This window comes from Mesorhizobium sp. BR1-1-4, assembly GCF_020165375.1.
Lineage (GTDB): Bacteria > Pseudomonadota > Alphaproteobacteria > Rhizobiales > Rhizobiaceae > Mesorhizobium > Mesorhizobium australicum.
Map to the genome: position 1 here is coordinate 321,705 of NZ_JAIUIB010000001.1, position 13,796 is coordinate 335,500.

Here is a 13,796-nt window from a genome sequence, read left to right on the forward strand (position 1 = left end):
AAGAGTTAGAGCGGGCGGCGATCCCATCGAGCGCTGAACGCTCTAAAGCATGTCATCAAGGCTCCAATGACTGCCCCAGCGGGCATCGATTTCGTCGTCGACATTCTGGTAGCGGATATCCGTCGACAGCCGGATCAGCCCATCGAGGCTCTGGTTGGTCGTCGAGGCATGGATCATGTAGGGCGAGTGAAGGACGATGTCGCCCGCTTCGAAATCCGCCATCAGCCAGCGCGTGTCGAACCGCTCCGCCATATCGGGCAGGTCCTTCGACACCCAGCCGCCCTCACTCATGTTGCGATTATAGGCACTGATGCGCTCCTGCGGACTGAGAGCGGAATTGTCCTTGTTGAACTGTCTCTCCAGGGCGGCGCCGACGGCGTGTGATCCCTCCAGGTAGACCAGGCCGCCCATGTCGATGGTCGTGTCGCCGATCGGTATCCAGGTCGTCACCACCCGGTTGGTGCCTCCGCGCAGATAAACGAGATCGTAATGCGCCGGCGTCGCGGTGGCCGTTCCAGGCAAGGTGAAGCGCATGATCTTGCGTTTGTGCAGATAGGATAGGCCGCCCACGAAACCATCCATCAAGCGCGACAGGCGCGGCTGCGCGCAGAAGCCTTCATAACCGGTTGACCGGACCACCGACATCAGCCGGCGCTCGGCGAGCTGACGGTCGATGGCACGATCCGAAGCGATGCCGAGCGAGGGATCCGTCCCGGGTTCCAAAAGCCCGCTCTCGGCAAGATGGGAAAGCACCCAGCCACGAAAATCGATCACTTCCCTGCGGGGCAAAAGGCCCTTCAGCCAGACATAGCCTTGGGTCGCATAAAGATGCCGGATGGCTTCAATGCCGACGGACGGGTCGGTCGCGGAAAGGTATCCGAGCCTGTTCGGCATTGTCGACAGCAGCTTGCCGTCAGCTGTGAGGGCAACCGGCGGGGTGTCCGGAAATGCCTGCTCATCCGTTGATACCGACATTTCAATCACCTGGATCGGTTCGACCTTGGCCGGAGAATAGCTTATCATTCGGCCCCTTCTATGGATAGGAAACCGACCTCCATCTGCTCACGCCGTTTCAGCCGCGCATCCTGTTCGCGAGGCAATTGCGGCGGCTACCGATTCGATCTAACGGTCGCGACGAGGGTCCATATCGGCGATGCCTTCCGCGTTCCGCGGCCCTTTCGGGACCGCGAAAACTGCTGGCCCAGCGCGTTTGGCCGCCGCCGCAAGAAGACATAAGTCGCAGGAAAACCGGCTGTATGGCCCGGAAAAGACGTGACTTTTTTAGGGGCGACCCGGCCACGGCCCCGTTGCGCGCCTTACCGAGGCGAAATCCGCCTTCGCATAAGTTCTTGAATCATATAAGCTTGTGCTTGGGATAGAGGACGACCAGGAGGGGTTTTGGCACTTGCTGCCGGCAACACGACGCGTCTGTGGACGCTGGTCGCGAAGGAGTTCTGGCGCAAGACGCGCCGGCGCCTGCGCGCCGGGCCGATCTATCGCTGGCGCTATTCGGGCCGCACGCCCGAACGTGTCCTGATCGCACCGCCGGACCTGCGCCTCGCCGATCCGCAGATCGCGCTCGAGATCTACTACGGCCGTTATCCCCTGTCCGGCCACCTGGTCGAGACCGGCGGCAAATCCCCTTTCCAGATCAATGTCCCCAATCACGGTTGGCAGAAAACGCTGCATGGCTTCCGCTGGCTGCGCCATATGCGCGCCGCCGGCACCGAGCTTGCCGCCGCCAACGCCCGTGCCCTGGTTTCGGACTGGATCGCCATGCATGGCAATCATATTTCGGGCGTTGCCTGGGAGCCAGGCACGACCGCCAAACGCATCATTGCCTGGCTGCAGCACTCCTCCATCGTGCTGCAGGGTGCCGAGTTCCCCTTCTACCGCGCTTTCCTGAAATCGCTGGCCATGCAAATCCGCTATCTCAGGTCGATGGCGCGCGAAATGCCCGACGGCAAGGACCGGCTGCGCGCCCGCATCGCGCTGGCCTTCGCGGCGCTGTCCCTCCCGGCGCCGGCCTCGGCGCTGCGCGGCGCCACCCGCAACCTCGCCGGGGAACTCAATCGCCAGATCCTTGCCGACGGCGGTCACATCTCGCGCAATCCAATGGCGGTGCTGGAAATCCTCGCCGACCTCCTGCCGCTGCGCCAGACCTATGCCAACCAGGCCGAAGCGCCGCCGCAGGCGCTGATCGGTGCCATAGACCGCATGTTGCCGGCACTGCGTTTCTTCCGCCACCAGGACGGCAGCCTCGCCCGCTTCAACGGCATGGGCGCCACCATCCATGACCGTATCGCCACCATCCTGCGCCATGACGACACCGCCGGCGCACCGCTGCTGCATGCGCCGCATTCGGGCTATGAGCGGCTGGCGATGGGCGGCACCACCGTCATAGCCGATACCGGCCTGCCGCCACCGGTCGACGTGTCCAATGCAGCGCATGCCGGCTGCCTTGCCTTTGAACTGTCGTCGGGCCGCCAGCACTACATCGTCAATGCCGGCATCGACACCTACGGCGCCGCCGAGTTCCGGCCGCTGGCCCGCGCCACCGCCGCGCATTCGACGGCCACCATCAACGACACGTCTTCGGCGCGTTTCACCCACGCGCTGCGGGTAAACGACCAGTTGGGTTCACCGCTGATCGGCGGCCCGCAGCAAGTGCAGTGCAAGCGCATCGACCAGAAGGGCGTCCACGGCTTCATCGCCCGTCACGACGGCTATCTCCAGCGTTTCGGCTTCCTGCATGAGCGCGAGCTGAAACTCTCCTCGGACGGCAATGTGCTGGCGGGCCGGGACCGGTTCCAGCGGCCGGGCAGCACAGCGATCCGCAACAATGGCCGCGATTTCATCACCGTGCGCTTTCACATCCACCCCGACATCAATCTGCTGCAGGACGAGCAGGAGCGGCTGGTCCTGACCGGCGACCAGGCCGATACCTGGGTGTTCACCTCCAGCGAAGTGGTGCCCGAAGTTGAGGAATCGATCTATTTCGCCGGTCTTGGCGGTCCGCGCCGCAGCCGCCAGATCGTGCTCGCCTTCAAGGCGTCGGAAATTGCCGATGTCCACTGGCAGCTGACCCGCACAAAGATCGCCGGTTATCCCGAAACAATTGAGCTTGCGGCGGCAATGGCATGCCGCGAAAAAGCCAACGCTTGATTTCCGAGCCTCATGTGCTACGGCGCGGGCACGCTCCTCCAGACATGAAAGGCCGCCCGCCATGGCCGTTCCTGCCAAGAACATTCCCGCCCCGGACCTCGTTCCGGTCCGCCGTGCGCTGCTCTCCGTCTTCGACAAGACGGGCTTGATCGACTTTGCCAGGGCACTGGCCGCGGCCGGCGTCGAGCTGGTCTCCACCGGCGGCACGGTAAAAGCGATCGCCGAGGCCGGCATGGCGGTGCGCGACGTCTCCGAGCTCACCGGCTTCCCCGAGATCATGGATGGCCGCGTTAAGACGCTGCACCCGTCCGTGCATGGCGCGCTGCTTGGCGTGCGCGATGACCCCGAGCACGCATTGGCGATGCGCAAATACGGCATCGAGCCGATCGATCTCGTCGTCTCCAATCTTTACCCGTTCGAGGAAGTCCGCCGCTCCGGCGCCGACTACGCGGCGATCGTCGAGAACATCGACATTGGCGGCCCGGCGATGATCCGCGCCTCGGCCAAGAACCACGCCTATGTCGCCATCGTCACCGATCCCGGCGATTACGCCGCTGTGCTCAACGCGCTGGAGATGAACATCGGCTCTCTGTCGTTGGATTTCCGCAAGAAGCTGGCGGCGAAGGCCTTCGCCCGCACCGCCACCTACGATGCGGCGATCTCGGGCTGGTTCGCCGAGGCGCTGGAGATCGAGCATCCAACCTGGCGCGCTTTCGGCGGCAGGCTGGCCGAGGTGATGCGCTACGGCGAGAACCCGCACCAGGGCGCCGGCTTCTACGTCAATGGCGACAAACGGCCGGGCGTCGCCACGGCGCGGCAGTTGCAGGGCAGGCAGCTATCCTACAACAACATCAACGACACCGACGCCGCCTTCGAACTGGCCGGCGAATTCGATCCCAATCGCTCGGCCGCCGTCGCCATCATCAAGCACGCCAATCCGTGCGGCGTAGCCGAAGGCACATCGCTGAAAGCGGCCTACGCCAAGGCGCTCGCCTGCGACCCGGTCTCGGCCTTCGGCGGCATCGTCGCCTTGAACCGCACCCTTGACGCCGAGGCGGCCGAGGAAATCGTGAAAACCTTCACCGAGGTGATCATCGCGCCCGACGCGACCGACGAGGCTGCTGCAATCATAGCTGCCAAGAAGAATTTGCGCCTGCTGGTCACCAGCGGCCTGCCGGACCCGCGCACGGCCGGCACGACGGTCAAGTCGGTTTCAGGCGGCCTGCTGGTCCAAGGCCGCGACAATGCCGTGGTCGACGACCTCGAACTGAAGGTGGTGACGAAGCGCGCGCCGACGCCTAGTGAAATGGCCGATCTCAAATTCGCCTTCCGCGTCGCCAAGCACGTCAAGTCGAACGCCATCGTCTACGCCAAGGACGGCGCCACGGTCGGCATCGGCGCCGGCCAGATGAGCCGGGTCGATTCCTCGCGCATCGCCGCGCGAAAGGCGATCGACGCGGCGGAGGCGGCAGGCATGGCCGAGCCGTTGACCAAGGGCTCGGTGGTCGCGTCGGATGCCTTCTTCCCCTTCGCCGACGGCCTGCTGTCGGCCATCGAAGCCGGTGCCACCGCCGTGATCCAGCCGGGCGGTTCGATGCGCGACGACGATGTCATCGCCGCCGCCGACGAACATGGCATTGCCATGGTGTTCACAGGCATTAGGCATTTCAGGCACTAACCTGCCGCTCGGCGGCCAGTGGGGTGAATTATCGAAGCATCTACTCCGGCCGATCCGCCGGATATGGCGTGCGAACCAGGATCGCCATGCCAATGGCCAGGAACAAAATAATCGCCGCCATGCCAAGCCGGGCCGAGCCGCCGGTGGCGGTAATCGTCGCCACCATGAACGGCGCCAGGAAACTGGTTGCCCGACCGGCCAGCGCATAGATGCCGAAATAGCGACCGGATTCGGCTGCGCTCACGCTGCGCGCCATGTAGGAGCGCGACGAGGCCTGCACCGGCCCGAAGGCCAGGCCGATCAGCAGGCCGTACATGATGTAGGCCTTTTCGGCCGCCGTACCGAACAGGCCGCCTGAATCGGAGGTCGAAAGCTGGATCAGCCCGAGCAGCGTGAATCCAGGCCCGGTCGAGACCACGCCGATAGTGGCGATGGACAGCATGACCAGCGAAATCATCACCACCGCCTTGGAGCCCAGCGCGGTGTCCAGGCGGGCGGCGACCCAGCAGCCGAAGATGGCGACGATATTGAGGATGATGCCGAACATCCCGATCTCGGTGATCGACCAGTGGAACATGCCCGCCGCGAAGGTGCCGCCCAGCGCCAGCAAGGCATTGACGCCATCCTGGTAGATCATGCGGGCGACGAGAAAGCGGAAGATGCCGCCGCGCTTGCGCACCTCGGCCAGCGTCGATTTCAGCTCCGACAGGCCCTCGCGCACCGCCGGCCCGATCGGGATGCCCTTGATGGCGTCGGGCGTAAAGAAAAACATCGGCAGGATGAACAGGAAATACCAGCCGGCCGACAGCGGCCCTGTGGCGCGAGCATCCTCGCCCAGCTGCGGATCGAGCCCGAACAGCGGGGTGATGCCGATGATCGTCTTGCCGGTCTCCGGCGAGCCGGCCAGGCAGGTGACGACGAAGATCAGTGCGATCATGCCGCCGAGATAGCCGAGGCCCCAGGCCATGTTGGAGATGCGGCCGATCTCGCTCTTCGGCACCAGCCGCGGCATCATGGAATCGTTGAAGACAGTGGAGAACTCCGCTGCCACCGAGGCCAGCGAGAACAGCGCCACGACCAGGAACAGGTTGGAACCCGGCGCGGCGAACCAGAGCAAGGTGAGACTGGTGATCTTGATCGCCGCGAAAAACGCGATCCACGGCTTGCGCGGCCCGGTCTGGTCGGCGATCGATCCGAGGATCGGCGATAGCACCGCGATGACCAGCCCGGCTGCGGCGATGCCATAACCCCAGACGGCCTGGCCAGTGGTTGGATCGCCCGCCATGCGCGAAACGAAATAGGGGCCGAAGATGAAGGTGGTGACGACCGTGAAGAACGGCTGCGCCGCCCAGTCGAAGAACATCCAACCCCAGATGCCGCGCCCGGATGCCCGCTGCACTGTCTCTACCGCCATAGTGATTCCCCCGGCGTCCGCTCCGCCCATTTCGGGCGCCATGTCTGCATGTTTCGAATGATCATGCAAACGGACAACCGCTGGCTCACATGCCCGTCAGATCGCTCATCAGCCCCGACGCAACCGACAGCCGCGACACGGTGATGTCGCCGCCCTCCGTCAACGCCTGCAGCCGTTCGCGGATGCGCGCCACCCGCTCGCCACCAGCTTCGAGCCAGGCCGCCACCGGATCGGCCGCCTCGGCATGGCCGGTAAGCGCGGCGATAGCGATACCGCGCCGCGCCGCGCCGATCGTGTCGGTGGCGCGGGACAGAGCGAGCTGGTCATAATAGTCCGATGGCGTGATCGAGCGCGCCGCATCCTCGACGCGCGGGATGCGGAAGGCATCGCTGACGGCGAAGAACGCCTTGGCCGCCGCGACGATATCGGCGCCGGCGGTGCGGGCCGTCAGCGCGACGTCGGGGATGAGCTCCGCCGCCTCGCTCATCGCCAGCTGCTCGGCCAGCTTTTCCGGTGCGCCCGCCTTGAACAGCCCGTGCCGCTTCTCCTCGATCCGCTCGCGCGAAAAAGCCGGCAGCAGCGAAACGAGCTTGGGCTCCAGCGCCTTGCGCGCATCCTGCAGTTCGGCGATGCGCTGGCCGAGCGGTGCCGTCCCGGCATCGTTCTTCAGATACCAGCCGCTGCTCATGTAGATAAGCCGGCTCACCATCTGATAGAGATCGAGTTGCACCTGGCCGTCGACCTGGTTGTCGAGCGCGTCGATCTCGCGATAGAGCGCAGGCAGCGCAAAGCCATCGCGCACCACGGCGAAGGTGCGCACTACATCTGCTGCGGTGCGCCCCGTCGCCTCCTGAAGCCGGTTGACGAAGGATGGCCCACCGCGATTGACCAGATCGTTGGTCACGACACGCGCGATGATCTCGCGGCGCAGCCGGTGGCCATGGATCTCGGAAGCGTATTTCTTCGCCATCCGGTCCGGGAAATAGCCCATCAGGTCGCGGTCGAAATGCGCATCGTCAGGCACGTCGCTGGCGACGATGTCGGAAAACAGCACGATCTTGGCATAGGCGAGCAGCACGCCGAGCTCGGCCCGGGTCAACGGCTCGCCGCGCGCCTCGCGCTCGGCAAGCGCTGCCGGCGACGGCAGTGTTTCCACGACACGATCGAGCAGGCCGCGTGCCTCCAGCGCCGTCATGAAGCGGCTCTGATGCGCGATGTCGGCGAGGCCGCGCTTGCGGGCAATCGAAAGCGCCAGCGTCTGCTGGTAGTTGTTGGACAGCACCAGCCCGCCGACCTCGTCGGTCATCTCGGCCAGCAGCTTGTTGCGCGCCGGCCGCGTCAGCGATCCCTTGCGCATTGCCGACGCCAGCGCGATCTTGATGTTGACCTCGACGTCGGAGCAGTTGACGCCGCCCGAATTGTCGATCGCGTCGGAGTTGCAGCGGCCGCCATTCATGCCGAACTCGATGCGCGCCCGCTGCGTCACACCCAGGTTAGCGCCCTCGCCGATCACCTTGGCGCGCACCTCGAGCGCCGTGATGCGGATGGCATCGTTGGCACGGTCGCCGACCTCGGCATTGGTCTCGGTCGATCCCCTGAGATACGTGCCGATGCCGCCGAACCACAAGAGGTCGACCGGCGCCTTGAGGATGGCGGTCATGATCTCGACCGGCGTGGCGGTCGTCTTGGCAAGTCCGATCGCCGCCGCCGCGGCAGCCGGCAAGGTGATCGATTTCTGGCTGCGCGAAACGATGACGCCGCCGTCCGACAGCTTGGTCTTGTCATAGTCCTGCCAGCTCGAACGCGGCAGCGCGAACATGCGCTCGCGCTCTGCCATCGAAGTCGCCATGTCGGGATCGGGATCGATGAAGATGTCGCGATGGTCGAAAGCGGCGATCAGCCGCGTTTTCGGCGACAACAGCATGCCGTTGCCGAACACGTCGCCCGACATGTCGCCGACGCCCACGACAGAGAAGGGCGAGGTCTGGATGTCTCGGTTCATCTCGCGGAAATGCCGCTTGACCGCTTCCCAGGCGCCCTTGGCGGTGATGCCCATCTTCTTGTGGTCGTAGCCGGCCGAACCACCGCTGGCGAAGGCATCGTCGAGCCAGAAGCCGTGCTTTTCGGAGATGGCGTTGGCGGTGTCGGAGAAGGTTGCCGTGCCCTTGTCGGCGGCGACGACGAAATAAGGATCGTCCTGGTCGCGGCGCACGACACCTGCCGGTGGAATGACGCCGTCCAGGCCGATATTGTCCGTGATCGAGAGCAGGCTGGAAACGAAGTTCTTGTAAGCCGATGTGCCGGCCTCGAAGATCGCGTCGCGTCCGGCGCTCATCGGCAGTTTCTTGGGATAGAAGCCGCCCTTGGCGCCGACCGGCACGATGACGGCGTTCTTGACCTGTTGCGCCTTGACCAGGCCGAGCACCTCGGTGCGATAGTCCTGGGCGCGGTCGGACCAGCGCAAGCCGCCACGCGCAACCGGGCCGAAGCGCAGGTGCAGGCCTTCGACCTCCGAGCCGTAGACGAAAATTTCGCGCCATGGCCGCGGCGCCGGCAATCCCTCGACCGCCTGCGACTCGAGCTTGATCGCCAGCGACTGGCCTTTCTCTTTCGTATCGGCAACGAAATGATTGGTGCGCAGCGAGGCTTCGATCAAATTGAGGTAGCGGCGGATGATGGTGTCGTCGTCAATGTTAGGCACATCCTCCAGCGCATCCTTGATCTTGGCCTTGAGGTGCTTTGCCGCCACCACGCCTTGGGTTTCGGCCGTCGGGCCGAGCCGGGCGATGAACAGCGCGTGCAGGCCGCGCGCGATCTCGGGATAGCGGTTGAGTGCGGCGGCGATGAAATCCTGGCTCTGCGGGATGCCGACCTGCTGCAGGTAACGGCCATAGGCACGCAGGATGGTGATCTCGCCCGACCACAGGCCGGCGGTCTGGGCGAGGCCGTTATAGCCGTCATTGTCGACGTCGCCCCGCCACACCGACAGGAAAGCGTCCTCGAACAGCGCACCGCCGTCGGCGAGGTCGATCGGCTTGCCGTAGCTGTTCTCCAGTTCCATGTCGTGGATGAAGACCATGCCCGACTGGTCGTCGCCGACTTCGAAAGTCCGCTCGCTGATGACGCGGAAGCCGATGTTCTCCAGCACCGGAACGCGCCGCGACAGTGCCACCGGGCTGCCATGGTGATAGATCTTCAGCGCCGCCTGGTGCGGCTTCTGCTCGGCATGGCGGTAATAATCGATGGCGATCGGATTGCCGGCGCTGATCTTGGCGATTCGTCCGGCATCGGCCAGCGCCACGCCAGCGCTGAACGTATCCCGGTAGCTCTCTGGCAGCCGCGCGGCGATGGCTTTCAACGCCGGGTCGCTGCCGCTGGCTTCGGCCGCATCGGCAAGCGCATCTTCCCAGGTGCGCACGATGTCGCGGATCGCCGCCTCTATCGTTGCCTGCTCGACCTTCGGCGTCTTGCCGCCGGAGCGGCCGATGATGAAGTGCACGCGCGCCAGCCCGCCTTCCGGGAAAGCCGGGTAATAGGCCGACAGCCGGCCCTCGAACGCGGTTTTCAGATAGGTGCCGATCTTCTCGCGCACGACGCTGTCGTAGCGGTCGCGCGGCACGAAGACGAGGATCGAGACGAAACGGTCGAACTGGTCGACGCGCACCAGCGCCCGCACGCGCGGCCGCTCGACCAGGCCCAGAATGGCAGCGGCATGCTTGCGCAGGATCGGCACCGGAACCTGGAACAGCTCGTCGCGCGGATAGCTTTCCAGCACGTTGATCAGCGCCTTGCCGGAGTGGTCGTGGCGGTCGAACCCCGACTTGGCGATAATGGTTTCGGCCTTGGACCTGAGATACGGGATCTTCATCACCGAGCGCGTGTATGCGGTCGAGGTGAACAGGCCGACGATGCGCAGTTCGCCCGCCAACGCACCTTTGGCGCTGTAGGTCTTGACGCCGATGTAATCGAGATAGATGCGCCGGTGCACCAGCGACTTGGCATTGGCCTTGGTGACGATCAGCGGCTCCGGTCCGTGCAGGAAAGCGCGGATTTCCGGCGTCGTCGTCACCGCCTCGGTGCCGCGTCTCAGCACCAGCACGTCCGGGTCGGTCAGGATGCCGAGGCCGGGTTTTTCGGCCCGCTCCAGATTGCCGCTTTCCTCGCCGCCGGTGTACTTGAATTCACGCATGCCAAGGAAAGTGAAATTGTCGTCGCGCAGCCACTCCAGGAAGGCGATCGCCTCGGCGACGCTCTTCTTGTCGAGCGGCACCGCCGAATAGCGGAATTCGGAGATGGCCTGATCGAGCCGGGCTAGCATCGGCCGCCAGTCGTTGACGGCGGCATGGACCTGGCCGAGCATCTTGCGCAGCCGCTCGGCCAGGCCATTTGCTTGTTCGGGCGTCAGCCGGGGAATATGGACATGGATCACGCTGAGCCGGTCGTGGCTGCCGTCATCCCTGGCGAAATTGCCATCGCCGAGGATTTCGTCGACACCCGTCTTGCCATGGCGGACCGTAATCACCGGATGGGTGACCAGGGTCGGTTCGCCGGCGGTTTCTGTAACCTCGCCGAGGATGGAATCGAACAGGAATGGCATGTTGTCGTTGACCACCGTGATGACGGTCACCGGACGGCCTTCGCGAACCACGCCCGAATCGGCGTCGACGGCGACGACGCACTCACCCTTTTTGTGGGCGGCGACCGCCTGGCCGGCGAGATCGGCGGCACGCTCGAGGTCGGCCACGTCATAGGCGGCGATATCCTCCGCCGGCGCGCGGGCGAGCAGGTAATCGGCGAGCCTGGCCGGTCTGTCATCGGCCTTTGCCGCAGGTGCCTTCTTCTTCGACTTAGCTGCGGATTTTACGCTAGCCATGACGCTTCTTCCCTCCCGTCGCATGCTTTTGCGACTATGGTAGCAGATGACCGCTGTTTGGCGACAAAGGTTTGACGGCTTGCCAAGAATTCTCGGAATTCGGCGGCAAGGCTTCGCATGACGAGGAGAAATGACACGATGACGGGCAAAATCACCGCGCTAGACCTGGCCGCCGGAGAGCTGAGCGAGCCGACAAAAGCCTATTTCACCAAATGCGAGGAAAAGCTCGGCCTCGTCCCCAACGTGCTCAAGGCCTATGCCTTCGACGACAAGAAACTGCGCGCCTTCACCGACATGTACAATGATTTGATGCTGGGCGAGTCCGGCCTGTCGAAGCTGGAACGCGAGATGATCGCGGTCGCCGTCTCCTCCATCAACCACTGCTACTACTGCTTGACCGCGCATGGCGCGGCGGTCCGCCAGCTCTCGGGCGATCCCCTGCTTGGTGAGATGATGGTGATGAATTTCCGCGCCGCCGACCTTTCGCCGAAGCAAACGGCAATGCTCGAATTCGCCGTCAAGCTGACCGAGGAGCCGGCCAGGATCGTCGAGGCCGATCGCGCGGCCCTGCGCCAGGCAGGCTTCAGCGATCGCGACATCTGGGATATCGCCTCGACCGCGGCCTTCTTCAACATGTCGAACCGTGTCGCGGCCGCGATCGACATGCGGCCGAACGACGAATACCACGCCATGGCGCGATAGGGCCACGCGCGTTCCACCATCGGTCCTACTTCGCATCAAGCGTTGACAGGCGAATGCCGCCGGCTAGTTTTCCGGGAAACAAAATTTCCGAGGGGTGAACTTGATGCCCGAGGCCAACGCTTCGTGAATGGGAGTCCCCCTATGCTTGATGCAATTGCCAAACCCGGGGTTTTTCTCCGCGCCCTGACCATGACGCTGGCGCTTGCCACTCCACCCGCCCACGCCTTCGAGGCCGTGACAGCCTACCAGCCCATTTTCGAGACAGCCGCGGCCAAGACGATAACGCTGACTGGCCATGACCTGACCGTCGAACAGGTCATCGACATCGCTCGCAACGGCGCCAAGGTCGAGCTCAGCCCCGAGGCGCTGCAACGTTCGGCGGACGCTTATGGCCTGCTGCTCGAAGGTGCTGCCGAAGGTGTCACCATCTACTGGTTCAACCGTGGCGCCGGCGACCAGCGCGAGACGGTGATCTTCTCGGGCGATCCGACGACGCCGGAAAACAGTAAGCTGCTCAAGGATCAGCAGCTCGCCCGCTTCAAGGGCGGCGTCAACAGAGGCTACGGGCCGGAGCTGCAGGAAGAAGCGCTGGTGCGCGCCATCATGGCGATCCGCGCCAACACCATGTCCTACGAGGCTGCCAGCCCGCAGCTGACGCATATGCTGGTCGACATGCTGAACAAGCGGGTGACGCCGGTCGTGCAATCGCGCGGCACGCTCGGCGAAGGCGACCTCGCGACGCTTGGCAATATCGGCGCGGCCATGGTCGGCGAAGGCGAAGCCTATCTCGATGGCGTCCGCATGCCGGCCACACAGGCCCTTTCGCAGGCCGGTCTGAAGCCTCTCGAGCCTTTCGCCGCCGACCAGGCCGCGCTGATCAGCACCAATGCCTACGCACAGGCACAGGCCGTGCTTTTGCTGGAGGACGCGCGAAAATTGCTGGAGTGGACCGACCTCAGCTACGCCATGGGGCTGAACGGCATGAATTCCAGCGTGACGCCGATTTCCGCACCCGTGCAATCCATGCGGCCTTACCCATGGCTAACATGGGATGCCGCGCGGGTCATGGACATGATCAAGGGCAGCTATCTCTTCGACGAGGATCAGGCCCGCATCATCCAGGATCCGGAAAGCATGCGCGCCTCCAGCCAGCGCCAGGGCTCGGCCTGGCAGGCCTGGGCGGATCTGCGCCAATCCGTGCTGCTCTCCATCAATTCGTCGGATCACAATCCGGCCGTGCTGCCGGGCCTGACGCCGCAGAGCTCGCCGGAGCTGAGCACGCCGCAATTCATGAAATATTATATCAAGGGCGGGCCGCTGAGCGGCGGCAAGTCCGGCTATATCTTCTCCAACGCCAACTGGGATCCCTATCCCATGGCCAATCAGGTCGAGGCTTTCACCATCTCTCTCACCAATCTCGGTGTCGCGGTGGCGCAGCGCATCGAGCGCTTCCGCAATCCCTTCTTCACCGTGATCAAGCCGACCGATGCGCTGAAGCCCGACGAGCGCAAGGACATCCCGACCTTCGACGGCTATCTGCCGACCGATCTCTGGCAGGAACTGGCCGACCTCGGCACGCCGGTGACGCCGAATGGCCAGGCGATCGTCGCCACCGTCGAAGACCTGGAAGGGCAGACCCGCGTCCAGACGCAACGCGCCCGCGAGGCGGTCGACATATCCTTCCATCTCTTGGCGCAGGACCTGTTGACGGCAAGCAATTGGATGGAAATCCGCAAGGCGCAGAACCCGCAGCGGAAATTCGGCGAGGCGCCAACCGCGGCGCTCGAGGCGCTGCGCCAGGTGATCCCCTGGCACCAGGCGGCATCGGAACGGCAAAAGCGGCCGCTCGGCATGGTCGCCTACGATTTCATGCAGGAGAACCCGGCCTCGAAATTCTATTCCGGCGGACCGCAGGCGCCGAAGGCGGCCGCCATGCCTGCGGCCGGCGTCTTGCCCAGATAGCC

Annotated in this window: 7 protein-coding genes; 4 read left to right on the top strand and 3 right to left on the bottom strand. The window is 64.4% G+C overall.

The window, feature by feature from the left end:
* Nucleotides 1–42: 42 nt before the first annotated feature.
* A complete protein-coding gene (locus LB571_RS01615) occupies nt 43–975 on the bottom strand; it encodes a phytanoyl-CoA dioxygenase family protein (RefSeq protein ID WP_224586455.1) in 933 nt (310 codons plus the stop codon).
* A gap of 423 nt (nt 976–1,398) precedes the next feature.
* Here LB571_RS01615 and LB571_RS01620 point away from each other — a divergent pair, with 423 nt between their 5' ends.
* Together LB571_RS01620 and purH are read left to right on the top strand one after the other, a co-directional pair.
* A complete protein-coding gene (locus LB571_RS01620) occupies nt 1,399–3,165 on the top strand; it encodes a heparinase II/III family protein (RefSeq protein WP_224586340.1) in 1,767 nt (588 codons plus the stop codon).
* Nucleotides 3,166–3,226: 61 nt separating this feature from the next.
* Nucleotides 3,227–4,843 carry a bifunctional phosphoribosylaminoimidazolecarboxamide formyltransferase/IMP cyclohydrolase gene (purH, locus tag LB571_RS01625; protein ID WP_224591800.1) on the top strand — a complete coding sequence of 539 codons (1,617 nt, stop codon included), beginning with the start codon at nt 3,227–3,229 and terminating at the stop codon, nt 4,841–4,843.
* Nucleotides 4,844–4,883: 40 nt separating this feature from the next.
* On the opposite strand, the gene LB571_RS01630 is transcribed toward purH, so the two are convergent.
* Nucleotides 4,884–6,257, bottom strand: coding sequence for an MFS transporter (locus tag LB571_RS01630; RefSeq protein WP_224591803.1), 1,374 nt, complete (start codon nt 6,255–6,257; stop codon nt 4,884–4,886).
* A gap of 85 nt (nt 6,258–6,342) precedes the next feature.
* Entirely contained in the window at nt 6,343–11,130 is a 4,788-nt protein-coding gene (locus LB571_RS01635) for an NAD-glutamate dehydrogenase (RefSeq protein WP_224591818.1), read from the bottom strand.
* Nucleotides 11,131–11,268: 138 nt separating this feature from the next.
* Between LB571_RS01635 and LB571_RS01640 the strand changes: the two genes are divergently transcribed.
* Both LB571_RS01640 and LB571_RS01645 read left to right on the top strand, forming a co-directional pair.
* Complete coding sequence (locus LB571_RS01640; RefSeq protein WP_224591820.1) at nt 11,269–11,832, top strand: peroxidase-related enzyme; 564 nt, start codon at nt 11,269–11,271, stop codon at nt 11,830–11,832.
* A 141-nt stretch (nt 11,833–11,973) separates the two neighbouring features.
* Nucleotides 11,974–13,794, top strand: coding sequence for an aromatic amino acid ammonia-lyase (locus LB571_RS01645; RefSeq protein WP_224591821.1), 1,821 nt, complete (start codon nt 11,974–11,976; stop codon nt 13,792–13,794).
* The last annotated feature ends 2 nt before the right edge of the window (nt 13,795–13,796 follow it).